Raw genomic sequence first — 26204 nt, 5'->3', positions numbered from 1 at the left:
TGCTGGTTACTCTCCTTCAACCCGCATGATGCTGGCGACACCCCGCACGGTGTCGAGCTTGCGCAACGCCTCGACGGTGCCGGTGAGGGCGGCGTCGGACGCGCGGTGCGTGACGACGACGAGAGAGGCCTCGCCGTCCTTCCCCTGCTGCCGAACCGTATCGATCGAGACACCGTGCTCGGCGAACACGGTGGCGACCTGGGCGAGAACACCCGGTTTGTCGGCGACGTCGAGGCTGATGTGGTACCGCGTGACGACCTCGCCCATGCCCGACACGGGGAGCGCGGCGTACGCCGACTCGCCGGGCCCGGTGGTCGAGTTGAGCCGGTTGCGGCACACGGCGACGAGGTCGCCCATCACGGCGGAGGCGGTCGGAGCGCCGCCCGCCCCGGGGCCGTAGAACATCAGCTGTCCGGAGGCGTCGGACTCGACGAACACGGCGTTGTAGGCGCCGCGGACGGAGGCGAGCGGGTGGCTCAGCGGGATCATGGCGGGGTGCACGCGCGCGGTGACGGACCCGCCGTCCTCGGCCCGCTCGCAGATGGCCAGCAGCTTGATGGTGCAGCCCATGTTCTTCGCGGAGGCGAAGTCGGCGGCGGTGACCTCCGACATCCCCTCGCGGTAGACGTCGTCGAGCCGCACGCGCGTGTGGAAGGCGATTCCGGCGAGGATGGCGGCCTTGGCGGCGGCGTCGAAGCCCTCCACGTCGGCGGTGGGGTCGGCTTCGGCGTACCCGAGGGCGGTGGCCTCGTCGAGGGCCTCCTGGTAGCCGGCTCCCGTGCTGTCCATCTTGTCGAGGATGAAGTTGGTCGTCCCGTTGACGATGCCCAGCACCCGGTTGACCTTGTCACCGGCGAGGGACTCGCGCAGCGGCCGGATGAGCGGAATCGCCCCGGCGACGGCGGCCTCGTAATAAAGATCCTTGCCCTGCTGCTCGGCGGCGGCGTGCAGCGCGGCACCGTCCTGGGCGAGCAGCGCCTTGTTCGCGGAGACGACGGACGCGCCGTGCTCGAAGGCGGCGGTGATGAGGGAGCGGGCGGGCTCGATGCCCCCGATGACCTCGACCACGACGTCGATGTCCCCGCGCTTGACGAGCGCGGTGGCGTCGGTGGTGACGAGGGCGGGGTCGATGCCTTCGCGGACCTTGGACGGCCGCCGTACCGCCACACCCGCGAGCTCGACCGGCGCGCCGATGCGGGCGGCGAGGTCGTCGGCGTGCGTCGTCATGATGCGCGCCACCTCTGAGCCGACCACTCCACAGCCCAGCAGCGCCACCTTCAGCGGACGCGTACGCATCATCCGACCTCGTTTCCTCATACCGTCATCGGTTGGACCAGTCTCACTCACCGGACGGGAGTTTCTATCCATGGTCCGGATCGTGAGACATCGATTTCATTTCTACGGGGGTGGAAGACCGGAGATCTTCCACCCCTTTCCCGCTTCCTCTTTTGTGGAAGATCTCAGCCGACGTCGAGACGCAGGAGGTCGTCCTCCGTCTCCCGGCGGACGATGACCCGCGACTCGCCATCCTTCACGGCGACGACCGGCGGCCGGAGCACATGGTTGTAATTGCTCGCCATGGAACGGCAGTACGCACCCGTCGCCGGTACGGCGATGAGGTCACCGGGTGCCAGGTCGCCCGGCAGGAAGGCGTCCTTGACCACGATGTCCCCGCTCTCGCAGTGCTTGCCGACCACGCGCGCGAGCATGGGCTCGGCGTCGGAGGTCCGGGACACGAGAGCGACGCTGTACTCGGCGTCGTAGAGCGCGGTCCTGATGTTGTCGGACATGCCGCCGTCGACCGACACATACGTCCGCAGCCCGTCGAGGGGCTTGATGGTGCCGACCTCGTAGAGGGTGAACGCGGTGGGCCCGACGATGGCGCGACCGGGCTCGACGGAAATCCGCGGGGTCCGCAGCTTGGCGGAGTCGCACTCGCGGGTGACGATCTCGGTGAGCGCCTTGGCGATCTCGTGGGGTTCGCGGGGATCGTCGTCGCTGGTGTACGCGATACCGAGCCCGCCCCCGAGGTCGATCTCCGGCAGCTCCACCCCGTGCTCGTCCCGAATGTCCTTCAGCAGCCCGACAACCCGATGGGCGGCGACCTCGAAGCCGGACATGTCGAAGATCTGCGACCCGATGTGACTGTGGATCCCGACGACTTCGAGCCCGTCGAGCTGAAGAGCACGCCGTACGGCCTCGGCGGCCTGCCCCCCGGCGAGCGGAATCCCGAACTTCTGGTCCTCGTGGGCGGTGGCGATGAACTCGTGGGTGTGCGCTTCCACGCCCACGGTGATCCGGATCTGCACGCGCTGCCGCTTGCCGAGGGACTGCGCGGTGTGGGCGACGCGGACGATCTCCTGGAAGGAGTCGAGGACGATGCGTCCGACGCCGGCACGGATGGCCCGCTCGATCTCGTCCGCGGACTTGTTGTTGCCGTGGAAGGCGATGCGGTCGGCGGGCATGCCGGCGGAGAGGGCGGTGGCGAGTTCGCCCCCGGAGCACACATCGAGATTCAGCCCCTCCTCGTACAACCACCGCACGACGGCACGGGACAGGAACGCCTTGCCGGCGTAGAAGACGTCGGCGTCGTGCCCGAAGGCGGTACGCCAGGCACGGGCCCGCTGCCGGAAGTCGTCCTCGTCGAGGACGTAGGCGGGGGTGCCGTGCTGCTCGGCGAGGGTCTTCACGTCGACACCGCCGACGGTGACGACACCGTCCGCGTCCCGGCCGACGGTCTGGGCCCACACCTTGGGGTCGAGTGCGTTGAGGTCGGCGGCCGGGGCGGAGTAGTGCCCCTCGGGCAGGACGTCGGCGTGACGGGGACCGGCGGGGTGTGCGGAACGGCTCATGTCGTGTTCTCTTCTGTCTCTTCCTGGCGCTCGGACCGTGTGGGTGGTGTCTTCGTCGGTCCTGGCGCTCAGAGGTGTCCGGGTGCGTCGATGCCGAGCAGGGAAAGGCCACCGGCCAGCACCGCCCCGGCGGCTTCGGCGAGCGCGAGCCGGGCACGGTGGGCGGCCGAGGGTTTCTCGTCCCCGAGCGGAAGCGCCGCGACGAGAACGGGGAGGGTGGCGTCGGCTACGGCGACCAGGTGGCGGGCGAGCAGGTCGGGGGCGCGGTGGGCTGCCGCGCGGGCTAGGAGGCGGGGGTGGTCGGTGAGGGTGGTGAGGAGGGGGGTGGTGGTGTCTTGTGTGTCGTCTTGTGCGTCTTGTGTGTCTTCTACGTCTTGTGCGTCTTCTACGTCGCCGGGTCGGGCGGTGAGACCGAGGTCGGCGGCGTTGCGGCTGACGGCCCGGGTGCGGGCGTAGGCGTAACGGACCCGGAAGAGCGGGTTGGTCTCCCGCTGCACGAGATGCTCGGCGGTGAGACGGGGCCGGTCGTGAGCGGCCGGGTGGAGGAGGGCCCAGCGGGCGGCGTCACGGCCGAGGAGAAGGAGGGCCGCGGGGTCGGGGGCGGGCACGGGCCGTACGTCGATGGTGATGCCGACGTTGCCGTCGAGGGGGGCCGGCGTCTGTGCCGGGGCCGGTGTCTCGGGGGTGCCGTACGTGTCGGCCTCGACACCGAGGACGGCGACCCAGTCGGGCTCGGGCTGGGCTTCGCAGCTCGTGCGGACGGGGGTGCCCTGCGAACGCAGGAGGCGGGCGACGACGTCCATGACGACGAGGGCGCGGGGTTCGTGGGGGGCGTGGAGGTGTACGGCGGGGCGGTGGTGGGGGGTGGGGGTGGAGGTGGGTTGGCGTCGGTCGGGGGCGTGGAGGGTGTCGCGGGTGTGTAGGGCGTCGCGGGTGATGATGGCGTCGCGGGTAATGGCGGCCTCGTCGATGGCCTCGTCGATGGCCTCGTCGACGAACCCGTACCGGGGTCCGCGCCGCAGGATCTCCTCGACGAGAGGGACGGACGCGGCGCTCCCCCTCACCAGGCTGATGTTGAGGAAACCGGGCCCGGTGATCTCGACACCGCTGACGCCCTGGGCCTCGACGAGATGCGACCGCAGCAGCTCGGCGACGCGACGGGGGGTCTCCCCGGCGGGCCGGGCGAGCTGAAGGGCGATGTTGGTGGCGTAGTCCCCGCACCCGCCGGCCCTCGGCACGGTCACCAGTGCCTTCTCCGGCACGGCCACGCTCAGCTCCCCGTCGTCGACAGCACGACGTACCGCGCGCAGCACGGTACGGGAGAGCTCGACGGGGGTCACGGGACAAGCGTAGGGGAGGAGGGGGGTGGGTAGGCCAGCCGGTTTGGCCGGGGGTCCGGGATGTGGACGCCGGGGGTGGGTGTAGGGGAGGGGCTTGTTTATGGGGGAGCTGTGGGCAGGGAGGCGGGTGGGGAGGTGGGTGCGGGTGGGGAACCTCAGCCGCCGGTACGACCGGCGCGCCCGGCCCGCTCGGCCTCGCCTGCACCGAAGGCGCCGTCGAGGGCGTCATCGAGGGAGAGGCCTCCCGCCGGGTCACGTCGCCCCCGCTCGATCAACTGCCGTACGAGAGTGATGAGTTCGGAGGGTTCGAAGGGCTTGGCGAGAAACGCGTCGACGCCGACGTCGAGCCCGCTTTCGACCTCGTACTGGGTGCAGGCACTGATGATGGCGAGGGGCAGATCACGGGTACGGGGATCGCTGCGCAGCCGGGCGGCGGTACGCAGCCCGTCCAGCCGGGGCATGACCACGTCGAGGGTCACCACATCGGGCCGCACTTGGTGAATGACGTCCAGGCACTCGGCACCATCGGCCGCGGTCACGACCTCGAGACCCTCCAGCTCGAGATTGACCCTGATCAACTGCCGGATGACCTTGTTGTCGTCCACAACAAGCACCCGACCCGACGCGCCTGGCACAACTCGAGAGTAGGTCCGGACCGGCCACCGCGTCCGGGTTTTCCCCACTTCCACCCCCTGCGAGGGACCCGGGACACCTCTCCGACGACCTCCCGGACCGCCTCTCTGACCACCGGGAAACCTGTTCATGAACACCGGTATGGAGCTGGTAGGGTTCTACCCGTCGCCGCGAACACCGCGACGAACACGCCCCCGTAGCTCAGGGGATAGAGCAACGGCCTCCGGAGCCGTGTGCGCAGGTTCGAATCCTGCCGGGGGCACCGGAAATTTAGGCCCTGACCAGCGGAAACGCCGGTCAGGGCCTTTCTTGTGCATGCCAAAACGCACACGGCCTGCTTGGCCGTGACCACTCGACCCCTCATTGCCCTGATCTGGGGTTTTCCATGGCCGGGCGGACGAGATCCTAATTGTCCGATCCCGCGAAATTAATTCCTGCGGGACATACGTGGGCCGAGAAAGCCGCAACGTCGGTCCCTCACCCTCAGGAGGCCACTTTGAGCTGCATGTTTACCAAGCGGGCCAGCCAGAAGGCACACGGAGGAACAGGCCGTTGCACTTTCCCGGACCAGACTCGGCACGGTCTCGCGAAGGTGTTCGTGCCCGCCGGGCGGCCCGGGTGAGGCACCGCAGAAGCTAACGCCCGGCACAGTGACGCCTCCCCCAAGCTCCGGTTCCCCCAACTCGCCTCGGCCCGGGAGCCCGCGTAGAAACTGAACCACCGTAGGGCATCGGAAGTCTCGCCTCCTCCACGTACTACGGGAGCGTGGACGAACTCACTCGATGGGCGCTGGAACATTAGCGGGCGCACTCGCCGCGGAACGAGATCAGCCGAGCGTCGCGGGGTTGCCGCCGCTGTCTGCGCCCGACAACCTAGCGAACGCCTGCGGGCGTTGAGCGGAGCGGTGGAGGACGAGTACCACCCCTTCGATGAATGCACCGACGACGCAAGTGAGAGGATCGGAAGTATTCGCACGACTGATTTCACGGGGGACATCATGAGTGACGAGTCGAGGCATCTGGCGCGGCTGATCTGGTCCGTATCGGACCTTCTCCGCGGAGACTTCAAGACTTCCGATTACGGCAAGGTCATACTGCCGTTCACCGTCCTGCGGCGCCTGGACGGTGTCCTGGCGCCAACAAGGGGCAAAGTACATAACGCGGCCGACAACTTCGAGGGCGGCGGGCACGCCTTGGAGGCGCTCCTCAGAGTCGCCTCTGGGCAAGCTTTCTTCAACACCAGCCGTCTCACGCTGGAGGATGTCGCTTCCTCACCGCACAACACGGCGCCCCTGCTACGGGATTACGTCGCTGGGCTCTCGGACAACGCCCGGGAGGTGATGGAGCGCTTCGAGCTGGACCAGACGATCAAACGGCTGCACGACACCGACCTGCTGTACCTGGTCATCAACAAGTTCGTCTCGCTGGACCTCGGGCCGACGGTCACCAGCCATCAGATGGGACTCGTCTTCGAGGAGCTCGTACGCCACTTCGCGGAACACAGCAGTGAGACAGCAGGGGAGCACTTCACTCCGCGCGAAGCCGTCCGGCTGATGGTCAGTCTCCTGGCGGCTCCCGACACGGACATCCTCACCCTGCCGGGTACCGTCCGTTCGGTCCTCGATCCGGTCTGCGGAACCGGCGGGTTGTTGAGCGAGGCGGAAGATTACATCACGGGGCTCAATACCCAGGCCCATGTTGCCCTGTACGGACAGGAGATCAACGCGGAGACCTGGGCCATCTGTCGCTCCGACATGATGATGCGGGGCCTCGACCCGGACAACATCGCTTATGGAAATGTACTCAGCCGCGATGGACACCAAGAGGGGCAGTTCGACTACCTGTTGGCCAACCCACCGTTCGGCACGGAGTGGAAGAGGGTCGCGGACTCCGTCCGGGAGGAACACGAAAGTCTCGGTTACAGGGGCCGGTTCGGTGCGGGCCTGCCGCGTATCAACGACGGATCACTGCTCTTCCTACAGCACATGCTGTCGAAGATGAAGACAGTGGACGCCTCCGGCCTCGGCGGGAGCCGCATGGCCGTCATCTTCAACGGCTCCACGATGCATATAGGGGCTCCGGGGTCGGGTGAGTCCGACATCCGGAAGTGGATCATCGAGAACGACTGGCTTGAGGCCGTGGTGGCCCTCCCTGACCAGCTCTTCCACAACACGAGCATCGGTACCTATCTGTGGGTGCTGTCCAACCGGAAGTCCGCCAGCCGGAGAGGCAGCGTCGTCCTGGTCAACGCCCAGGATCAGTGGCAGAAGATGCGCAGCGCAGTAGGCGGCAAGCGGAAGTACATCGGACCGGATCAGATCGGTGAGATCACCCGACTCTGCCAGGAAGCGCTGCCTACCACCTCCGATCGTCCGCAGTACGACAGAGTGCGCGTTCTCCGCAACGACGAGTTGGGCCACCGTCGCATCACCATCGAGCAACCACTACGTCTGCGGTACGAACTGACCACCGAGAGCCTGACTCAACTCGCCGCATCCCGGCTGGTCCAGCGGACGAGCACTGCCGACGCTCTGCTGGCGTCCCTGCGCACGCTCGTCGGATCGATCTGGAGCACCAGCTCCGCGGCGTTCGCCGCGCTGCGGCACGCGGTCGCAGCCGGCGGAGAGTCCTGGCCCGGCGGAGCCGCCTTCAACAGAGCGGTTCGCAAGGCAATCGGAGTACGCGCCAGCCAGGGGGAGGTCCAGAGATCAAGGGGGGGTAACCGAACCCGATCTAGAATTGCGCACATTCGTCGACCTTGCACTGCACGAGGACCCGGAAGACTATCTCCGACGCGAGGTGCACCCTCATACGCCCAATGCCTGGATCGACTACAGCAGGACCAGGGTCGGCTACGCGATCGCGCCCGCTCTCTTCCTCGTAGCGGAGTTCGTCGGCCCGGTGGAACCACTGCGGCACTTCGCGCACCTGGAGACGGTCCGTATCGGACCTCATCGCGACGACGCGGACGAGGCGAGCGAGACCGACCCAAACACCTCAGAGCTCAGGATCTGTACCAGGCCGAATCTGCAGTGGAACTGCCGGATGCCCCGAAGGAAGGTCCCGCGCTCACGCCCTGCGCGGGAGGCAACTTGGTGGGAAGGCCCGGAAAGTGGCGACTTCTTCCTCCAGGTTTCGGCGAAGCAGCCACCTCTTTGTTTGTCCTGCGTCCGTTGCGTGGCAGCGGAAGGGCATTGTGTGAATGGCTCAACTCGCTCAAGGAAAACGGACAGTTCCCCAACGCACGAGACCTGCTCGACCTGCCCGTTCCCGTGGCACTGGTTGCCGACGAGGAGGTCGACGATCTCCTGATGGAGGTGCAGGAGGGGCGACGTACACTCCGGAGCGCGACATCGGGCATCTTGCCCAACATTTTCACGGACAGTGAGTCGGACATCCAGCGACTCCGCGAGCAGGTTCGGTCCGCGGCCTACGAAGCCCGGTTGGTCGGAGAGCTCGTGCGTCCTCTTGGCGACCCAGTCTGGCGGGCGGAATGGAGCTACCCGTATCACGTGGCCGCGCTCGCCCACCGGTACCGGATCAGCACCCATCCTGCCGAGCGGAAGGACGGCCTCCTCAAGCTCGGTGAGGGCATCGCCCGAACTCTGGGCCTCCTGGCGCTGAGCGAGATCGTCGCAAGCGAGGGTTTCACGAGGAACGTGCGGAACAAATTCCGTACAGGGGCGACCTTCGGAACCTGGCTGACGCTCATCGACAGACTCCCGAATGCGGTCGATGCTCCTCGTCTGAGAGAACTCTCCACACTTCACGGTCGCGACAACGCGCGCCCGTTGCTGGGCGAGATCAAGGACTTCAGGAATGACTCCCACCATGCTCACGGTGTGCGGGCAACCCACGAGCTCGATGAGGACGTGGACAAACTAGAGCCATACGTGGTGTCCGCCATCAGCTCGGTCAGCTGGCTCTCCGGTACTCACTGGGACTGGGTGGAACGGTGCGAGTACGTCGACGAGTCCTCGTACAAGCTCGTCGGTCTACGACTTCGCGGGAGCCATCCGAGCTGGGAGCCCTTCGAGCGGTCCAGCATCTATCCCTTGCGCCCCGATCGTATATACGTCGACAGCACTCCTTCGGGCCCACCGGTGGACCTGTGGCCACTTGCCGCCGTGAGCCTGTGTCCCGAATGCCGGACCCGCGAGCTCTTCTTGCTGAATCAGGTGCGGGACGGGCAGTTGACGTTGCGCAGCCTAGAGGAACACACCCTGGAGATCCCGGACAGTGAACCCGAATGAGTAACTCGACGTCAGTGGTGAACAGTCGGAGAGGCTGAACCACCCCGGGTTTGCGTGAGGAGGCTCCACCCATCCCGGAATGATTCATTGTCGGCCGCCTCGCCAAAATCAGCCGCCCGCGAGCGCTACTCGTATTCGCGCAGGAGTTTGTCGATGCGCTGGTTGGCGATCTCCTGCCGCCCATACAGACACTTGGCGTACGTGGTCATGAGCACCTCGACGCTGTTACCGGCACGCTCCGCCACTTCGGTCGGGTCGACGCCGGCGTTGAGCCAGGTGGAGAGTGCCGAGTGGCGCAGATCGTATGGGCGGGCCGCGAGCAACGAGCACACCAGATCCGGCGGAAGGCCGAGTTCACGGGCCTCGTGCCAGGCACGATCGTAGGTACTGGACCCGACGATGCCGCCGCGCTCATTGAAGAACAGCCGCCCGTCGTCCGCGACGCCGAAGGTGTCGATGCTCTCCCGCCAGAGGGCTACCAGTTCGGGCGGCAGTGGTACTGGCCGGGTGTCGTCAGCTGGACGGCCCTTGAGACCGCGTTCGTCGTGGGCTCTTCCGGTGTCGGTCCACCGCTTGCCCGCCTGCGGCAATGTGCGGTGCACGGTCACCTGGCCCCAACCCTCTACGGGCAGCACGCAGTTGGGCAGAGACACCCCGAGCGCTTCGGCGGGGCGAAGCCCGGCGTAGTACATCCCGGCGAACAGCCCGACCAGACGCCGCCCACGAGCACGCCGGAAACCGCCGACGTAGGAGACCGCGCACAGCAAGGAACGCGCCTGGCCCGGGTTGGCGACCACTCGCGGGTCGACCTGGTCAACGGTCTCAGCCACGGTCCACTTGATGGGAGCAAGTGGGTCGGCGGGCAACTTGCGCTGCTCGACGGCGTACCGCACGGCGTTGACCAGGACCTTGTGCTTGTGCCGCTGCGTCTCGGCCGCCGCCACCTCGCCATCCTGACTGAGTCGCAGTGCTGTCAACAGGGACCGCATTACCGCCGGATCCATCAGATCGGCTAGCGAACGTGAGGCTCCCGCAACCCAGCGCAGGGCCAGCCGGACGTCAGCCGGCATCTGACGCGGCTCCGGCCGCGGGACGACGAACGCCCAGCCCCGCATCGCCCGCCGGAGCAGTTCATCGCTCGGACGGCCCCGCACGTCCCGGAGCATCACCCGGGTGATGGCGCACAGCGCGTCGTTGGTCTCGTCGCGGGTCTTCGCCGCGATCAGCGGCCACCTCATCTCCATGTACTCCAGAGCAAAGGCATACCAACTGACCCCAACCGCGCGGCCCTGTGGCAAGCCACGGCTGATACCCACAGGGAACTCATCCGCGACGCCTTGTCGAACGGCACGGAGAAGCACGGCGCCCAGGTCATCGGCCAGCGCCCTGATATCCGTCGCACCCGCTGTGCGCCGACTCGCCACGGCCCTTCCCACACGTCTCTGGCCAGGGACGCCGCGCGCCTGAGATTTCGAGATCCTCATGACGTCCACCACCTCTCTGCCATGTGAACGTCCCGGACGCCCATATCAAGCCCGGCAGCAACAACGCACTCTGGAGTCCCGACGTGCACCCAAACCCAGATTCGAGCTCGGATCGGACCCGCGCCTCGCGACTGTCTCTGCCAGCCCCATTCGACCAGGGGAGGATGAAAGGTAGGATAGGTAGCATGAGTGAGCCTACCGGCAAGTACTCGATCACCATGCCGCGCGACATCGCCGAAGCCGCCAAGGCCCGCAGTGGCCCCTCCGGCCTGTCCGCTTACGTCGCCGCAGCCGTCGCCCGCCAGATCGAGCGGGACAACCTCAACGAACTCATCACGGTGGCAGAGGCCGAACACGGCCCCATCACCGACGAAGAGATCCATGCTCTGCGCGACCAACTCCACCAAGCCCGAGAGCAACAGACCCAAGGCGGGGCGAACGCCGCGTGACCCCCTCGCCCGCCGCCCCCGGCGGCACCCTGGTCCTCGACAGCGAAGGGCTGGCCAAAGCCGTCCTGCGCGACCGCACCGTCACCGGCTGGCTCGCCCTCGCCCGCGCCGACGACCTACGGGTCATCACTTCCGCAGCCACCCTCGTGGAAGTGATCCACCCCCGGATCAATCGCCCAGCCCTGGAATGGACCCTGTCCCGCCTCGTCATCGAACCCGTCACCGAGCCCATCGCCCGCCACGCCGCCGCCCTCCTCGCCGACGCCGGCCTACACGGCCACAAGTACGCCATCGACGCCATGCTCAGCGCCACCGCCCTCGCCGCCCCCGGTCCGATCACGATCCTGACCTCCGATCCGGAGGACATCCTGGTGCTGTGCGGCAGGCACGCCACCGTCATCAAGATCTGATCCCACTGGGACGCCAGCACGAGCCCGGCCGCCCTCTGCAACGCCTTCCCGGAACGCCGACTCGGCCGTGGGCTCGGTGTGATCCGGCGCTACGTGTAGAAGGCGTACTTCGCTTCGGGCTCGTAGTCGTCAGAGAGATCGCGCAGGAGGGCACCGACCTCGCCTGCGAATCGGACCGTGACCGGCAGCCGCTCAGCGAACCGCGCCGAGTTCGAGTTCATCTTCGTCAGCAGCAGTACCTCCCGGGGCAGGCCCTGGGCACTGAAGGCTCCAAACCGCCTGGCGGAAACGGCTCCTGCGTTCCGCGCCTGCGGCACGGGCAAGTGCTACGACTGTGCCACCAACACGACACTGCTCACCTCGTGCACCCGCCCGGCGTTGACGGAATCTCCCACGGTCACCCGCCAGGTCCCCGGGCCAGGGACCGTGAGATGAGAGCCGTAGGTACCGTCCCCGTGATTGCGCAGGGTCTTATGTATGCCGGTGCGGCCCGTCTCGACATCCTCGGCACTGGCGGACAGCAGCAGCCGGTCGTCGTCAGCCGTCACTTCCACGTGGCATTCCGTTCCGGCGACGACCTCGGGCACGTCGACGGTCAACTCCCGCCTCCCGTCGAGGAACTCACGTGGATCTCGCGCGGTGAGAAGGGCCTCTACCTGGTTGAGCAGTGCCCGTTCGTTCTACAGGGCCCCATGCTTCTGGGCGAAGAAGCGCACGGTGGAGTCGTCCGTCAATTGAGCCGGGAAGCAGGAGAACCGAGGGACTGTGCCGTCGCCGAAGTGGTCGGTGCCGTCCAGATCCCGCAGGCCGTCGAGGTCGTACGCGGTGAGCCGCGCCGACTGGCGCGTGGGCTGGCGGTAACCGCCGAAGACGTGCAGGGCATAACCGTTGCCGTCAGCCCGGTCCAACTCCTCGTGCAACCAAAGCGCGTCGGCGGCCAGGTCCTCGTCCACGCCGGAGACACGGGCCCGGCCCAGGGGGGAACGCAGCCGTCCGCGCCGACCAGGCATCGCCAGGTCGGCAGAAGCTGGTGCAGCGACGGCATGGAGCGTGCCAGTCTGGTGAACGGATCCGATAGCCGACCCAGACGCGGTGCCAGTCCCCCGTGCAGCGAGGTGAGCGCGTAAACCGAACCCCGGTAGGGCGTACCGATGGTGACAAGGCTGCGAGCATGCCGGCTGCCGCCCAGGACGTCCAGGTAGTAGCGGGCCACCAAGCCACCCAGCGAATGGGCCACGAACACCGTTCGCACCATGGGGTCACCGGTGCGGGCGCGCCAGGCGGCGAGTGCCGGTTCCACCCGGGCGGCGAGCCTGTGTGCGTTCCGCCGGACCGAGAGCCGCCAGTCGTACGGGAAGGAGAGGAGGTTGCCGTTCCGCTCGGACACGCCCAACCGCCGTTCCAGGAAGGTCAGGAGTGTGCCGTAGCCATCAATCGCGGAGACGCCCGGCAGGACGTGCAGCCCCTTGATCAGGCCCACTGCCTCGACACCGTCCCCAGGATCGGCGTCCCCGATGTCGCGCGGCAACGCCAGCGCCCGCACCTCGTTCAGCCGTCCCAGCGCATGACGTCCGGCCACCGCGAGCGTGTGATTCCAGACCTCGTACCCGTCCTTGGCAAGGACGCTGCCCATGATGCCGGGCAGGACCACGACCAGGTCCGTCACCGGATATGTCGGCACCGATTCCCCTCCGTTGCTCAATTGGCCGTACCATGCGGCTGGTTGACGGCAGGCCACATGCTAGGTCCGCAACCTCGGCTGCATCCCGCTCAGGGTGCACCGGACCCGTCGACACATCACGGGGTACTGCAACGGGGAGCACCACAATGCGGTGGCGCGCATGACTACCGAGATCGACCCCACCCTGGGGGCGGTGACACTGCGCTGGAATGCCGCATCGGACTGTTCCGACTGCGCGCAGTCCCAGCAGCAGACGGACGGAGCCCTGACATGGGCCGGCCCGGAGGACGGCCACGTCGGAAACGCCTCCTTCCAGACCCTGTGGAACGGCACCGGCAAGGAAGGGATCACCCTCGGGTGGAGTATCACGGGGAGTATCTCCGCGCTCCCAGAAGTATCGGACGAGGCCGATCTCGGAAACACTATCGGGGATCTGGACGTCCGCTGCGATGACATGACCAAAGGTGCCGCGAACGCCGGATGCGTCTTCCCCTCCTACACCCCGACGTACACGGTCAACACCGACCGCTACCCGGCGGCCGGCGCCTATTACTGGCTCATGAAAGAAAAGAACAGCAACCATTTCGGCAGTAGGACGCACAACACGCCGCTGCATTACTTGACGGACGGGCAAACCGATAACCGGGAGGTGGTGTGCCCCGACAGTTGGCAGGGACGCATCGAGACTCCGGACGTCAGTTGCGACGAGTACGCTTTCGCCACAACGAAAGAGAGCGGCGGCGTTCCGGCCAATGGCGTCACTTCTGGCGACCAGTGCGCGCAGTACTACGCCACGCCGCTGAACGACACCATCTGGACGCTGTACTTCGACGACAACTACCCTCTGCCCACCTGGTCAGAGAAGTGCGGCCGGGCCAGCATCCCGTTGGCCCAGAACACTGGCGCCCTGGCTCCATTCGGTCGCACCGGAGGCTTCGTCTGGTACAACCGGATGCTTGGAGATGATCCATTCTGGCTAGCCACGCCGGGGTTCGACCACTGCACATCGGCAGACATCACATGCACCTTCCAGCGCACGAACCCCTAGCCGGATTTTCCGGGCCGGCACCTGGTGACACATGAGGGGGTGGCATCCGGGGGGCGGATGCCACCCCCTCACTCAAGCATTCACACGTTGTCGCTCAGCAAGTCGAGAGAAGGACTTCCGTTGACTACTACCAACGGTAGCCTGCCCTCCTCCAGCAGCTCGCGTGGCAATGAGATCCCGAAATGCTTCTCGATCACACCCAGCGACATGGCGATCCGCAGGCTGTGCCGCGCGCCGCTCACCTGAAGATAGTCGCCCGTCGGAAGAATGATGCCCGCCGCTTCCAGCTCCCCCTGGAGAAGATCCGGCTGCGATCCCCAGCGCCTCCGTTCCTCGCCAAGACCGAACGAGCACAGCAACTCGCTGTCGGCGGCGTAGGAGAAGAAGGGAGGCGGGTGGAATGCCTGGGGATCGAGATTTACCGCCTCGACACCGTTACGTGAAATCCTCTTGAGGACGTCATGCCTGGCCCCGGGGGCTTCCCCGTATTCGGCGGCGAACGCCCACCCCTGGGCTTCCCCCACCCGTGCGACGCCGATATCTGCATCGGTAAGAAGGCCGACGGCTTCCCAGGCGGTTGCCAGAGGTTTCGCGCCGCCCGGTGAAGCGCCGAGCCGGACGGCCAGCTCGTCCGGCGTGATCCCGCGGGCGAAGGTAACGCTGTACTGCCACTCGGACTCAACCAGCCAGCGCACACCGCGATTCGTCATGTCCTCATCTTGCCGCATGACCTCGTCACCACGACGGCCATCTGCACCACGAGCCCGCCCGGGGATCGTACCGGCCGCGCACTGGTGGGTCGTTGCCGTCTCCGCCCGAACGCCGGGCCCTCAGTTCCCGCTCCGCTTACGCCATCGAACGCACAACTGATGTTCGATGGTCGCTGGTAGGACTGCGGGCCGCGGAGGCAGCCGGTGATGTGGACAAGGAACGCCAGCAATGCGACTGCCCAATCTGCCTGCCGAGGCGGTCCCTTACTCCACCCGAGACGCTGAACGACCGTCCGTTGCAACGGATTTGACGGATCGCTAGACTCGCCCTGCCCACTCCTCACAGGAGGCTCCTTGACTTCGTCGCTTCATACGTGGACACAGCCGAACGGCTGTCCTGGGGTGCCCTAAGCCCTGCTGCGTACCGCTGGAGACCACTTGACCCAGGTCAAGTGCGTCCAGATCCAGCGGAGATAGCGAACAAGTCAATGGAGGTACCGAGTGCCGGCCAACTCGACGCAGCAGCTCGCCTGTACGCACCCCGGGCGTGATGTTGCGATCGTCAGTCTCTGTGCTGTTGTGGTTTCTCTCGTCGCGGTCATCGTGGTGATGGCCTTCCACGGCAACCCCCTCGCGACCTTCGGTGCGAGCGGCAGTGCCTTCGCTGCCGCCTTCAGCGGAGGCATGGGCGTACTTTCCCACCTCAAGCGCACCCCATAGCCACCCAGGAGGGGCGGCCGGAACCGGCTGCCCCTCAGCGGGCTTCCCCAGTCCCCGCTCCACACGGCCGAGGCCGAGATCTCCAGGACCTCTCTCCGACAGCATGTGGCACCTCACCGCAACCGGTACCACTGCAGCCCTCGTGTTCCAGAACCTGCTGGCCGACCTCACCGACGGAGACGGCTGGGACACTGTCGTCGGCGACCCTGTCACCGACAAGACCCTCGCCGCGTCCCGCCCGGCGCGACCCTCGTTCATCGGCATGGGCCGGTCCGGGCATTCCGACACGTCAGCGCGTGCTGACGAGATTCTGCGGGAGACGGGGTTCGGCGAGTGATCGTGGTCGACACGGGCCCGCTCGTGGCCCTCGCGGACGCCGACGACGACCACCATGCGGCGTGCACCCGCTGGTAAGACAGCGTCCACCCCCGCAACCTCGTGATCCCGGCGCCGGTCATCGCGGAAGCCTGCCACCTGATCGGCACACGCTGCGGAGCGCAGGTGGAGGCCGCGTTCCTCGACGCACGCGCGGCCGGTCAACTCGGCACGGTCACGGGCATCATGCCCGAAGACATCGAGCGCATGGCCCACCTCGTACGGCAGTACGCCAGCCTGCCGCTCGGCGGCACGGACGCATGCGTCGTCGCCATCGCGGAACGCTGGCAGGCCAAGCAGGTCGCCACAGTCGACCGGCGGCATTTCAGCGTCGTACGGCCGAACCACGTGCCCGCGTTCGAGCTGCTGCCGTACGACCTGTAGCCCCGCGCACGGCGGCCCCCTCCGACCGCAGGTCGCCCCATCTCGCACTATCTGCGATACAGGTAGGCACCGAACACCGCTTGCGATCAAGGAACTCGCTGGTCAGAGGCCATTCACACGCTCAATTCTGATTGTGCTCCGGAGCCGTGTGCGCAGGTTCGAATCCTGCCGGGGGCACTCCGGAAAAAACTCCTGACCTGCATGACCTTGAAGAAGTTGCTCTGAAGGGCCGAGATTCACCCCGCCGCCCAGCCCACCGACGGCACCAAAACTCGCGCCCGGGTGCCTGAACGGTGTGGTCGGAGTGGCTTCACCGTCTTGGAAAGCAAGGGCGAAATTAACTATAAATATGACCGATTCTCGTGAAGTAAGAGATTTCACGACATTGGAACCCGGCCTCCCCATCTCTCCCTCCTACAGGACGGAGAAGGAGGTCGAAATCGGTGGCAATCCCGTGAAGACGATCGACGCGTTCACGCGCAGGTTCGCGCCGATTCTCGATCCACCGTCTCAGCGGCGAGGGTGGCGTTTCGAGCTGGGGAAAGCCCTGCCGGCGCTGATGTCGTTCGCCGCCGTGCGGCTGACCGGTGTGGTCATGGCGACCTTGTGGTCGCTGCACCTGGGCAGGCACCCGCGCACCGTGTTCGGCCTGGAATGGGACGGCCGCTGGTACTGGCACATCTCCCAGTACGGCTACGGCCTCATCGTCCACGGCAAAGGGGGCCACAGCGTCTACAACGACCTGGCGTTCTTCCCCCTCTTCCCGGGTCTGATCCGCGCCGTGAGCACACTGCTCCCGATCGGCCCGGTCAACGCCGCGCTGCTCATCGCATGGAGTGCCGCCCTGGTGGCGGCCTGGGGCGTGTACGCGATCGGCGAGCTGCTGCACGGACGGCGCGTCGGGATCATCCTCGTCGTCCTGTGGGCGCTGCTGCCGCACGCGATCATCCTGACGACGGCGTACACGGAACCCCTGATGACCGCCTTCGCCGCCTGGTCGCTCCACGCCGTGCTGAGCCGCCGCTGGCTGACCGCGGGGACGCTGGCGGTGCTGGCCGGGCTGTGCCGTCCCAACGGCCTCGCCGTGGCGGTCGCCGTCGTCACCGGCGCCGTCGCTCACCTCTGGCAGCTGCGCCGCACCGGGGAGCCCACCGCTCCGCGCGCCTGGGCGGCTGCCGTCACCGCTCCTCTCGGATGGCTGGGCTACATCGGCTGGGTGGGACTCAGGACCCACAACCCCGCCGGATACTTCCACGTGCAGAGCCTCTGGGGTTCCCGATTCGACTTCGGCCACTACACCGCCCACACGTTCAGGCATCTGATCGTCGGACACGACACCCTCGTCGTCTACGCGACCGCCGCGATCATCCTCGGCTCCCTGCTGCTGTTCCTCTTCTGCGCACTGAACGGACAGCCCCTTCCCCTGCTCACGTACTGCGCCGTCCTCATCGTGATGGCCGTCGGCGGCGCCCACTTCTTCACGAGCAAGCCGAGGCTCCTGCTGCCGGCCTTCCCCCTGCTGCTCCCGCTCGCCCTGCATCTGGCGCGCAGCCGCCTGCGCACCATCGTCGTCCTGCTCACCTCCCTGGCCGGCGTCTCCCTCTTCTACGGCACCTACCTGCTCACCGTCTCCCACCGGGCTCTGTGACACGAGCGCACGCCCGGTCCGGAACGGCGGTCCGGCGTCCTCAGCCGTCTCCGCCCCCTGTCCTGTCCCAGGTCCCGTCCTGACACACCGGCACCAGCACCAGCACGGTGAACGCGGTGGGACGGCGGCCGGTCAGGGAGAGTCTGCCACCGAAGGAGACAGCCGGGTCCCGAGCCCGCCGACACCTCGGCCCACGCCACGCCACGCCACGCCAATAGAAGGCCGCTGGGACCGGGGTGCCGTACTCGTCGAGGTCTAAGTGATGGGCACGAGGAAAGGCGAATCATGGCGGTCCGTACCGAAGTGATGTCCCGGCAAGCATGACGCCGCCGAGCCGACGGACAGGTAAGGGCGCACAAGGCCGGGAAAGCCTCCCACTCGCCGATCGTCTACAGCGCGACGAACATCTACACCTTTGTAGTCATTCATATCCGCCCGTTCACCTACGTCAGGTGGGCTTCGAGCCCGTCCTCGCCGCCGACGGTGCCACCGCCCTGCGGCTGGCCACCGGCGACATCGCGGCGGTTGTCCTGGACATCGGGCTGCCCGACGCGGACGGTCGGGACGTGTGCCAGGCGCTGCGCACCAACGGCTTCCTGGCCCCGGTCATCTTCCTGACCGCCCGGCAACAGCTCGCTGACCGGCTGTCGGGGTTCTCGGCAGGCGGTGACGACTACCTGGCCAAGCCCTTCCATCTGGCCGAACTCACCGCCCGGCTGCGTGCGTCCGTGAAGCGGGCCGCGGCGATCGCGGTCGGGGACCTGATTCTGGACGCGGTCGGCCACCGCGTCACCGTGCACGGCACGGCCGTCGCCCTGTCCCCCACGGAGTTCCGGCTGCCGGCCACACTCGTGGCCGCGGGCGGGAGCGTCGTTCGGCGCCGCGAACCGGTCGCGGCGGGCCGGCCGGAGGGTGCCCAGGTCAGTGACAACACACTGGACCAGTGCCTGACCCGGCTGCGGCGGAAGCTGCGTGAGGCCGGCAGCACGCTGACCATCGGCACGGCGCGCGGAATCGGACACCGCCTTTCATGAAGCGGCTCGTCCTCGATGAGCTTGGAGGAACAGCGGGCGGTCGAAGCCATGGAGACGCCGGCTTCGACCGCCCACGTAGGTCCGCGGACATGCCCGGGCCGACACAGACGGCGGCCTGCACTGACCACAGCGCGTCGGCGTGTGCCGAGGCGGCGCGGTTCTCGGCGCGGCCCCGCACACTCGACCCGTCGCCGGGCGAAGGGGGTTCTGTCAGCCCATGTCCGTCAGGAGGGCGTTCAGTTCCTTCTCCTGCTGCGCAGGCGGCATCGGCGGATTCGAGTGGTCGATGCCGAAGGCCCCCAGCACCTTGTCCATCTGGGCGTCGATGGAGGTCCAGCCCGTGTTGTCCAGCGGCTGCAGCGATGCCTGGTCGGCGTCCCACAGGTCACGCAGCGACTGGGCGGCCGTGTGCGCTCCCTTCGCGTTCCCCGAGCGTGCGTCCTTGAGCGAGGTGGAGGCGAGGTTCTTCAGCGCGGCGACCTTGGCGGGCGGGAACTTCTTCACCGCCTGGCCGGGAGCCATCTGGACGGCGGAGGTGTTGTCGGCCTCCGGCGCCGGGCCGGTGTGCGGCTGGTTGTGGGCCCAGATCAGCAGGCCCATGGTGGCGACGGCGAGCAGTCCGAAGCCGGCCAGACCGACGCGCTCCTTGCGCGGGTCGCCGGTGACGTGTGCGGTAGGTGCGGCGTGGGCGGCCTCGTAGGTCTCGGTCACGTCCGAGCGTGTCACCGTCAGGTAGACCACGGTGGCCAGGATCAGGCCGAGGAAGATCAGGCTGGTGGTGAAGGTGCCCAGCGCGAGGCCGGTCGGCTCGCCCGGCTGAGCGACCTTCGGGGAGGCGAGCCAGTCGCCGATGTTCGCGCCCAGCGGGCGGGTCAGGATGTAGGCGAGCCAGAAGGACAGCACCGGGTTCGCGCCGAACTTCCACAGCAGCGTGATCGCCGCGATGAGGCCGAGCGGCAGCATCACCGAGGCGCCCGGGCTCCAGCCGGTGAGCTCCAGGGTCCAGTCCCCGGTCGCGGTGCCGAGCGCGAAGGTGACGAGAACCGCGAGCCAGTAGAACGACTCACGCGGAAGCGTCGTGACCGAGTGGATCGAGAGGGTGCGCTCACGCAGCCACCACACGCCGAAGACCACGGCGAGCAGAACCGAGAACACGGCGGAGCTGATCCACAGCGGCACATTGAGCTGGTCGGTGAGGATGTCGGTGTACAGGGTGCCCGTGACGCTGACAACGACCACGGTCAGCCAGTACGGGAACGGGACGTACCGCTTGAGCCGCATCTGGACGGCCAGGACCACGACGAACACCGCGGTGAAGATCCAGGCCGTGTTCACCAGGCCGACGCCCAGCTTCATGTTGATCCAGTCGGCGAAGCTCTCACCGACGGTGGTGCACAGGATCTTGATCACCCAGAACCAGACGGTGACCTCGGGGACCTTGTTGAGCATGAGGCGCCCGCTGCGTGGGCGTGCTTCCGTTGTCGTTGTCATGCAGGGAGGTTTACGCGGGGAACCTGCAAGCAACCTGACTACGTGGCCGCCTTCGCGGCCGGGAGTGTCACCTGGACGTGACCGCGGCCGTCCGCGATCGCCCGGACCTCCACACCGGCCGAGGCAGCGATACGCCGGGCCACCGGCAGCCCCAGCCCGTACCCGCCGCCGCCGGTCACGCCCGGTTCGAAGACCCGGTCGACCTCAGCGGGATCGAACCCTGGGCCGTCGTCCAGGACATCCACCACGATGACCTCGCCCTGGCTGCGCGCGGTGATCCACACACGGGACTTCGCATGCCGCAGGCTGTTCTCCAGCAGGGGTGACAGCAGCGACACAGCGACGTCGGGCGCCAAAGCCACCTCGACCTTCGCCGGGAAGGCGACCTCGACCGCGCGGCTGCCGATCGCCTGCCGTGCGGCGGAGCGGAGATCACACCGGGTCCCCTCCTCCGTCCGTGCGCGCGCCGCGCGCAATATCGTCGTGATCGCCGCATTGAGGCGGTCGACCTCGCTCAGCACCACCTCCGGCACCACCGGCTCGCCGGACAGCTGCGCCAGCTGCGCCTCGCCCCGCAGGACCGTGAGCGGTGTCCGCAGCTCGTGGGCGATCTCGTCGGTGAGCCGGCGTTCGTCCGCCAGCGCGTTGTCAACGCGCTCCAGGAGGCGGTCCAGGGTCTGTCCCAGTTCCCCGAACTCGTCACGGGGGACTCCGAGGTTGAAGCGGCGCCCGGGTTCGTGATGACCCCAGTCGTCGGCGAGGGCGGCCATCTCGTGCACGACCCGCAGCGCGCGGTGCACCACCAGGTGCGCGACACCGCCGGCGAGGAGGATCGTGAGGCCGCCCAGAATCAGCGACAAGGTCAGGCTGCGCTGCTCGGACGTCTCGTAGGGCGTAAGGTCCACCCGGACGATCACCATGACGTGGTGGCCGCCGGTCGGAACCGGCCGCGCGAACAGGAGGTAGTCACCGACGGTCGCGGTCTGCGATCGCCCCGAGTCCGCAAGCTCCTCGACGCGCCCGACCACGCTCGGCGGCACGTCCCCGTCGATAAGACGGCCATCGGCATACACCCAGGCGACCTCGTCCAGCGCCTCGCTGCTGTTCTCCGTGAGCACGACACGGCCGCCCTGGGCGCTGACGTTCGCCGCGACCCCCTCGGCGCGCGTACGGGCCAGATCGTGCGCGTCGGCATCCGTCACCCTGCTCAGCAGCACGTGCGAAACCACCACCAGGATCGCGACCACTGCGGTGGCGATCAGCACGGTGAGCGCGACGACGCTTCGGCGGAATCCCGTCACTGCCATCGGTAGCCCACGCCGCGGACGGTCGCCAGCCGATCGGCCACACCCAGCGGACCGAGCTTGGTCCGCAGCCGGCGCACATAGGAGTCGAGGGTGTTGTCGCTGACCTGGGCCCCGTGCGGCCAGCCGGCGGCGACGAGGGCGTGGCGGCGTACCGCGTCGCCCTGCGAGGCGATCAGGCGGCCCAGTAGCCGGAACTCGGTCGGGGTCAGGCTCATGCTCACCGCATCGTAGGTCACCACGTGCTTCGCCGGATCGAGGACGACCTCGTGCAGAGTGGACGCCACGGTGGCCCGGCGCAGCAGCGCCCGGACACGGACCAGCAGTTCCGGGATGTCGAAGGGTTTGGTCATGTAGTCGTCGGCGCCGGCCTCGAAGCCGCCCACCTTGTGATGCAGGCCGTCCAAGGCGGTGAGCATCAACACCGGCACATCGACGCCGCGAGCCCGTAGTGCCAGGCAGACATCGCGACCGTCGGCGTCCGGCAGCCCGAGATCCAGGACGACCAGCTGGGGCGCCGGTGCGAGCTGCCGCAGCAGGCTGTCGGCCGTGGCGGCGACGGAGACGGTGTGGCCGTCGTGCTCCAGGGCACGCTTGAGGATGCCGCGGACCGCCGCGTCGTCTTCGCACACCATGATGAAAGCCACGTGCTGACCCTAGATACTCGCGTTCCAGTTCTCCATCCGCCCTGATCAGCCACGCGACGCTCCGGCACGACCGGCCGAGCCGCAGCGGGGGCTGCCGCGGGGGGGACCACCATGGGCCATGGACCGTATGCAGGAGTACATCGACATGCAGGAGTACATCGACGCGATTCCGCCGGGTCACCGCCCGCGCTTCGCCCGGGTGAGCGGACTGATCCTCAAGGAATTCCGGCAGGCGAGCATGGCACTGTTGTACGAAATGCCCACCTGACGGCTGCCCGAGCTCGGGCCCGACAGTCTGTCAGATAGGTCGCTGACCTGCGAAAACGGCCGGGAAGCCGACGGCCTCCGGACGTGTGCGCAGGTTCGGATCCTTCGCGTGCAGGCCATGCGCTGCTTTCAGTTCCCCCGGCGTAGGAGTGCGGGCCTGACGAAAGCCGGGATCTCTCCGGGGCTTCGCGTCGATCGGTCCTGCGGACCGTTTCGCTTTTCGGAGGTGCCACCCTCCTCTCCCAGACCTTTCAGGATCCGGTCTTTTCCTCTCTGGCTCCTGGCCGTCCTCGCCCCCGCCCTCCAGCAGGCCAGGAGGAAGACCCACTGCCTCCTATACTCCTGACGTGTTTGACACGTCGAACTTCTTCCACATTTCGTCCACGCGCAATCGGCAGTCGATCGCACAGCATGGCCTGGATTGGGCCCGGATGAGCGCCGCACCGGGAATCGCCGGCAGCCGCCGCCCGGAGGTGGAGGGGATCTTCGTCTGTCGGGGCGACGAGGAAGCAGAGTTCTTCCTCCAGATCAACAACACCGGTGGGCCGGTTGATCTCTGGTCCGTGGACGGCATGGATGAGGGGTCGCTCCTCGACAACGGCAACGGATTCGTCTACCTGCCCGGCCGCATACCAGCCGCGCGAGTCCACCTCGTGCGATCGGACGTTCCTCCGCAGCTTGGTTCTTGACTTCGCGCGGCGGTACGGCTGGGGGCAGGTCCACGCGGAATCCGGATGCGAGCTGGGCGAAGTCGGTGGCCGTCCGGCACAGGACGGCGATCTCTCCGAGTGCCTTACCAGTCAGCACGAGGGGAAGATCCGCACGCCCTCGGCGCACTCTCACACCCTTGTCGCACTCTCACACCCCTATCGAATAGGGCGGCTGCCGGAGCGTCGGGACCAGCGCACCGCGACGAGGGCCAGGGCCGCCACGAGGACCGCGATGCCGATCACCAGCAGGTAGCCCAGGCCGTTCGCGGTCGCGCCGATGATTCCCAGGACGAGGGCGATCAGGACGAGGAGCAGGAAGAGAACCATCACGGAACACCACCTTCGGGTGGGACAGGGAACGGCGGGTCAGCGGCGTGCGAGTTGCCGCTCTCCGCCTGCGCCGGGCCGGTAGTCCAAGCCGTAGTACTGGAAGATCGCTTCCTCGCCCTCGGCCGGCAGGATGTCGTCCGTGCCGATCGACGGGGCCTTTTTCACCTGGGCCTTCGCGTGGGCGACCTTGACGTAGTCGGGTCCGAGGGTCGCGTTGTCCAGGGGGACGAAGGCCAGCCTCTGGCGCGTGGGCAGTCCGATGCGGACGGTGGCCATGGCCGACTCGTCGGTGGCGGTGTCGACGTAGATCGATTCGAGTACGCCGATCTTGTGACCCTCGGAGTCGACGACGTTGCGGTTGCGCCACTCGCGGATATCGGCCGCATGGATCTTGTTCGTGTTCGTGTTCATGTTCACGTCCGTGTTCATGTTCCGTCTCCTGAGCCGCTGGTCCAGAACGGGTTCCCCCGCGATCGCCCCTGACACCACAGCCGAACCCGGCAAAAAGTGGACACCGCACGAGAGCCGGGGTGTACCGCAACGTGTACCCCAAGAGCCGTACAACTTCTCCCCAACAACAAGTGTCTGGTACCGCAACAGCACTTGTCCCGGGGGGGATGTCTTGATCAAAGTGAGCGTTGTCGTGCCGGTTTTCAACGCCGGTTCCTACATTGAGCGTTGCGCGCCGTCACTCGTCAACCAGAGTCTGGGGGCCGGGGCGTACGAGGTCGTGTACGTCGATGACGGGTCGACGGACGACTCGGCGGAGCGGCTGGGGCGGTTGGCCGAGGCGCATGCGCATGTGCGGGTCTACCGGCAGGAGAACTCCGGGTGGCCGGGCAAGCCGCGGAACGTGGGGATCGACCGGGCCAGGGGGAAGTACGTCCAATTCGTCGACCAGGACGACGAGTTGTCGTACGAGGCGCTGGAGCGGCTGTACGCGCTGGCCGAGCGGAACGGGTCGGACATCGTGCTCGGCAAGGTGCACGGGACGATGCAGGGGCCCAGCAATGTGTTCAAGCGGACGGTCGAGCGGTGTACGGCCGCCGACGCGCCGCTGTTCGAGAGTCTGACGCCGCACAAGATGTTCCGCCGGGAGTTCCTGCGGGAGCACGGGATCCGGTTCCCGGAGGGGCGGGTCAGGCTGGAGGACCAGTTGTTCATGGCGCGCACCTACGTGCGGGCCAAGACGGTCTCGATACTCGGCAACTACCCCTGCTACCGCTGGAATCGGCGTGAGGACGGCGGCAACAACAGCAGTCGCCGGATCACCGCCGACGACTACTACGGCCACCTGGGCAATGTCGTGGAGGCGATCAAGGAGGGCACCCGGCCGGGCGATCTCCAGGACCGGCTGCTGCGCCGTTCGTACCGGGTGGAGTTGCTGCGGCCGGTGAGCGAGCCCCGGGTGCTGCGGCGTACCGGGAAGGATCTGGAGGAGTACTTCACCACCGTACGGCGGATGGCGATGACCAGTTATCCGCCGGGGGTGCGCGAAGGGCTCCCGGCGATCAGCCGGCTGCGGGCGGAGCTGCTGGTGCGGGGGCGGCTGGAGTCCCTGGTCGAACTCGCCCGCCGTACCGAGCGGATCAGGGCGCACGTCGAGGTCGACGACATGCGCTGGCGGAACGGCAAGGTGGTGATCCGGTCCCGGATCGGCATGGTCCGGGGCGACGGGCAGCCGCTGACCGTCGTGGAGCGCGGTGCACGCCTGCTGCTCGATCCCGAACTCCTCGACGGCATCGAGGGAGCGGAGGGGTGGGAGGTACCCGACCCCTTCTCGTACGCGTACGGGGAACTCGTCGTGCACGACAGCGCCGGCGACCACTGGTGGTACCCCGACGGGGAGTTGACGCCGTCCCTGGAAGCGCTCGGCGGAGGTCGCCATCGGGTTGTCGTCTCCGGTGAGACCGTCATCGATCCGTCGAGCCTCGCCGGTGGCGAGCCCATGGACCCCGGCGCCTATCAAGTCTGGGCCAGCGCGCAGCTGTTGGGGGTCGGCCGCAGACCCCGGCTGACTCCCACCCCCGGTCGTGGCCGTATCGCCCTCGGCACCGTCGCCGTCGGCGCACCCGCGCGTCTCGTCTCCCCCACCTGGGCCGGTCCCGGCGGCCAACTCCGGCTCGCCGTAGGCGGATCCGGCCGGATCGGCACCACCCGCCGGCTCCTGCTGCGCACCGCCGCCGACCACCGTCTCCGGCACGCCGTCCGCGAGCTGTTGCGGCGCCTCCCGCGCGGCGCGAGCCGGAACATCCGCGCCACCGTGCGTCAGGCCGAGCGCTGGATGCTGCGGTAGGGGTAACTCCGGCCGGTGGCACGGGAGTTGGACGGTGGTGTCGGCAACGGGGTACGAGAGAGTCACTGGCCGCCGGTGGCGAACCGCTCGGTACCCAGCACGGTCAACAGGGCCGGATCCACCTGGACGACCTCGACTG

26 protein-coding genes and 1 tRNA gene are annotated in these 26204 nt (G+C 67.5%); 13 read left to right on the top strand and 14 right to left on the bottom strand.

All coding sequences use genetic code 11. The annotated features are described in order from the left end of the window. Nucleotides 1–6 precede the first annotated feature (6 nt). The 4 genes from ACIQBL_RS04830 to ACIQBL_RS04815 form a co-directional block, all read right to left on the bottom strand. Complete coding sequence (locus ACIQBL_RS04830) at nucleotides 7–1299, bottom strand: homoserine dehydrogenase (RefSeq protein ID WP_401936789.1); 1293 nt, start codon at nucleotides 1297–1299, stop codon at nucleotides 7–9. A gap of 161 nt (nucleotides 1300–1460) precedes the next feature. Further along, entirely contained in the window at nucleotides 1461–2852 is a 1392-nt protein-coding gene (lysA, locus tag ACIQBL_RS04825) for a diaminopimelate decarboxylase (RefSeq protein WP_401936788.1), read from the bottom strand. A 68-nt stretch (nucleotides 2853–2920) separates the two neighbouring features. Beyond that, nucleotides 2921–4192, bottom strand: a complete 1272-nt coding sequence (nrtL, locus tag ACIQBL_RS04820; protein WP_401936785.1) for an ArgS-related anticodon-binding protein NrtL — start codon at nucleotides 4190–4192, stop codon at nucleotides 2921–2923. 155 nt (nucleotides 4193–4347) lie between these two features. Next, nucleotides 4348–4956 carry a response regulator gene (locus ACIQBL_RS04815; RefSeq protein ID WP_401936783.1) on the bottom strand — a complete coding sequence of 203 codons (609 nt, stop codon included), beginning with the start codon at nucleotides 4954–4956 and terminating at the stop codon, nucleotides 4348–4350. Nucleotides 4957–5015: 59 nt separating this feature from the next. On the opposite strand from ACIQBL_RS04815, the gene ACIQBL_RS04810 reads away from it, so the two are divergent. Further along, a tRNA-Arg gene (locus tag ACIQBL_RS04810) sits at nucleotides 5016–5087 on the top strand. 642 nt (nucleotides 5088–5729) lie between these two features. Continuing rightward, a complete protein-coding gene (locus ACIQBL_RS04805) occupies nucleotides 5730–9077 on the top strand; it encodes an N-6 DNA methylase (protein WP_401936780.1) in 3348 nt (1115 codons plus the stop codon). A 125-nt stretch (nucleotides 9078–9202) separates the two neighbouring features. On the opposite strand, the gene ACIQBL_RS04800 is transcribed toward ACIQBL_RS04805, so the two are convergent. Beyond that, complete coding sequence (locus ACIQBL_RS04800; protein ID WP_401936778.1) at nucleotides 9203–10321, bottom strand: tyrosine-type recombinase/integrase; 1119 nt, start codon at nucleotides 10319–10321, stop codon at nucleotides 9203–9205. Nucleotides 10322–10746: 425 nt separating this feature from the next. Here ACIQBL_RS04800 and ACIQBL_RS04795 point away from each other — a divergent pair, with 425 nt between their 5' ends. Both ACIQBL_RS04795 and ACIQBL_RS04790 read left to right on the top strand, forming a co-directional pair. Continuing rightward, on the top strand, nucleotides 10747–11010 hold the full coding sequence (locus ACIQBL_RS04795; protein WP_401936776.1) for a CopG family transcriptional regulator: 264 nt from the start codon (nucleotides 10747–10749) through the stop codon (nucleotides 11008–11010). Continuing rightward, nucleotides 11007–11420: a PIN domain-containing protein gene (locus tag ACIQBL_RS04790; RefSeq protein ID WP_401936775.1), complete on the top strand. Its 414-nt coding sequence runs from the start codon at nucleotides 11007–11009 to the stop codon at nucleotides 11418–11420. The genes ACIQBL_RS04795 and ACIQBL_RS04790 overlap by 4 nt, the downstream gene beginning before the upstream one ends. Before the next feature lie 89 nt (nucleotides 11421–11509). Here ACIQBL_RS04790 and ACIQBL_RS04785 read toward each other — a convergent pair whose 3' ends face one another. The 3 genes from ACIQBL_RS04785 to ACIQBL_RS04775 all read right to left on the bottom strand — a co-directional run bounded on the left by ACIQBL_RS04785 (nucleotide 11510) and on the right by ACIQBL_RS04775 (nucleotide 13101). Continuing rightward, nucleotides 11510–11641, bottom strand: a complete 132-nt coding sequence (locus ACIQBL_RS04785) for a hypothetical protein (protein ID WP_401936773.1) — start codon at nucleotides 11639–11641, stop codon at nucleotides 11510–11512. Between the two features lie 105 nt (nucleotides 11642–11746). Further along, on the bottom strand, nucleotides 11747–12019 hold the full coding sequence (locus tag ACIQBL_RS04780) for a hypothetical protein (RefSeq protein WP_401936771.1): 273 nt from the start codon (nucleotides 12017–12019) through the stop codon (nucleotides 11747–11749). Nucleotides 12020–12150: 131 nt separating this feature from the next. Further along, a complete protein-coding gene (locus ACIQBL_RS04775; RefSeq protein WP_401936769.1) occupies nucleotides 12151–13101 on the bottom strand; it encodes a lipase family alpha/beta hydrolase in 951 nt (316 codons plus the stop codon). Between the two features lie 160 nt (nucleotides 13102–13261). On the opposite strand from ACIQBL_RS04775, the gene ACIQBL_RS04770 reads away from it, so the two are divergent. Next, a complete protein-coding gene (locus tag ACIQBL_RS04770) occupies nucleotides 13262–14149 on the top strand; it encodes a hypothetical protein (RefSeq protein WP_401936766.1) in 888 nt (295 codons plus the stop codon). 80 nt (nucleotides 14150–14229) lie between these two features. On the opposite strand, the gene ACIQBL_RS04765 is transcribed toward ACIQBL_RS04770, so the two are convergent. Beyond that, nucleotides 14230–14859, bottom strand: coding sequence for a DUF6461 domain-containing protein (locus tag ACIQBL_RS04765; RefSeq protein ID WP_401936764.1), 630 nt, complete (start codon nucleotides 14857–14859; stop codon nucleotides 14230–14232). Nucleotides 14860–15360: 501 nt separating this feature from the next. Between ACIQBL_RS04765 and ACIQBL_RS04760 the strand changes: the two genes are divergently transcribed. From ACIQBL_RS04760 to ACIQBL_RS04740, 5 genes are all read left to right on the top strand, one after another. Continuing rightward, entirely contained in the window at nucleotides 15361–15579 is a 219-nt protein-coding gene (locus tag ACIQBL_RS04760) for a hypothetical protein (RefSeq protein WP_401936762.1), read from the top strand. A gap of 142 nt (nucleotides 15580–15721) precedes the next feature. Next, nucleotides 15722–15916, top strand: coding sequence for a hypothetical protein (locus ACIQBL_RS04755; RefSeq protein WP_401936759.1), 195 nt, complete (start codon nucleotides 15722–15724; stop codon nucleotides 15914–15916). 101 nt (nucleotides 15917–16017) lie between these two features. Continuing rightward, on the top strand, nucleotides 16018–16338 hold the full coding sequence (locus ACIQBL_RS04750) for a type II toxin-antitoxin system VapC family toxin (protein ID WP_401936758.1): 321 nt from the start codon (nucleotides 16018–16020) through the stop codon (nucleotides 16336–16338). A gap of 454 nt (nucleotides 16339–16792) precedes the next feature. Further along, on the top strand, nucleotides 16793–17986 hold the full coding sequence (locus tag ACIQBL_RS04745; protein ID WP_401936756.1) for a hypothetical protein: 1194 nt from the start codon (nucleotides 16793–16795) through the stop codon (nucleotides 17984–17986). Between the two features lie 452 nt (nucleotides 17987–18438). Continuing rightward, nucleotides 18439–19020 (top strand): response regulator transcription factor, encoded by a 582-nt coding sequence (locus ACIQBL_RS04740; RefSeq protein ID WP_401936753.1) that lies wholly within the window; start codon nucleotides 18439–18441, stop codon nucleotides 19018–19020. Nucleotides 19021–19230: 210 nt separating this feature from the next. Here ACIQBL_RS04740 and ACIQBL_RS04735 read toward each other — a convergent pair whose 3' ends face one another. From ACIQBL_RS04735 to ACIQBL_RS04725, 3 genes are read right to left on the bottom strand one after another with little or no spacing between them, the layout of a single operon-like run. Then, nucleotides 19231–20511: a hypothetical protein gene (locus tag ACIQBL_RS04735; RefSeq protein WP_401936750.1), complete on the bottom strand. Its 1281-nt coding sequence runs from the start codon at nucleotides 20509–20511 to the stop codon at nucleotides 19231–19233. A 38-nt stretch (nucleotides 20512–20549) separates the two neighbouring features. After that, nucleotides 20550–21818, bottom strand: a complete 1269-nt coding sequence (locus ACIQBL_RS04730) for a sensor histidine kinase (RefSeq protein ID WP_401936749.1) — start codon at nucleotides 21816–21818, stop codon at nucleotides 20550–20552. Further along, the gene (locus tag ACIQBL_RS04725; RefSeq protein WP_401936747.1) at nucleotides 21809–22462 is read right to left on the bottom strand and encodes a response regulator transcription factor; all 654 of its coding nucleotides are present in this window, start codon (nucleotides 22460–22462) and stop codon (nucleotides 21809–21811) included. Before ACIQBL_RS04725 ends, ACIQBL_RS04730 begins: the two co-directional genes overlap by 10 nt. A 118-nt stretch (nucleotides 22463–22580) precedes the next feature. On the opposite strand from ACIQBL_RS04725, the gene ACIQBL_RS04720 reads away from it, so the two are divergent. Both ACIQBL_RS04720 and ACIQBL_RS04715 read left to right on the top strand, forming a co-directional pair. Continuing rightward, nucleotides 22581–22730 (top strand): hypothetical protein, encoded by a 150-nt coding sequence (locus ACIQBL_RS04720; protein WP_401936744.1) that lies wholly within the window; start codon nucleotides 22581–22583, stop codon nucleotides 22728–22730. A 346-nt stretch (nucleotides 22731–23076) separates the two neighbouring features. Next, entirely contained in the window at nucleotides 23077–23418 is a 342-nt protein-coding gene (locus ACIQBL_RS04715) for a hypothetical protein (RefSeq protein ID WP_401936741.1), read from the top strand. Nucleotides 23419–23595: 177 nt separating this feature from the next. On the opposite strand, the gene ACIQBL_RS04710 is transcribed toward ACIQBL_RS04715, so the two are convergent. Further along, the gene (locus tag ACIQBL_RS04710; RefSeq protein WP_401937067.1) at nucleotides 23596–23769 is read right to left on the bottom strand and encodes a hypothetical protein; all 174 of its coding nucleotides are present in this window, start codon (nucleotides 23767–23769) and stop codon (nucleotides 23596–23598) included. 36 nt (nucleotides 23770–23805) lie between these two features. Then, nucleotides 23806–24198 (bottom strand): PRC-barrel domain-containing protein, encoded by a 393-nt coding sequence (locus tag ACIQBL_RS04705; RefSeq protein ID WP_401936738.1) that lies wholly within the window; start codon nucleotides 24196–24198, stop codon nucleotides 23806–23808. A 214-nt stretch (nucleotides 24199–24412) separates the two neighbouring features. Here ACIQBL_RS04705 and ACIQBL_RS04700 point away from each other — a divergent pair, with 214 nt between their 5' ends. After that, entirely contained in the window at nucleotides 24413–26065 is a 1653-nt protein-coding gene (locus ACIQBL_RS04700) for a glycosyltransferase (protein WP_401936736.1), read from the top strand. Nucleotides 26066–26204: the final 139 nt, after the last annotated feature.

It is taken from the genome of Streptomyces sp. NPDC088350 (genome assembly GCF_044753545.1).
In the GTDB taxonomy this organism is placed as follows: Bacteria; Actinomycetota; Actinomycetes; order Streptomycetales; family Streptomycetaceae; genus Streptomyces.
Note: the sequence above shows the minus strand (reverse complement) of the source record. Positions and strands in the feature narration are given on the sequence as shown.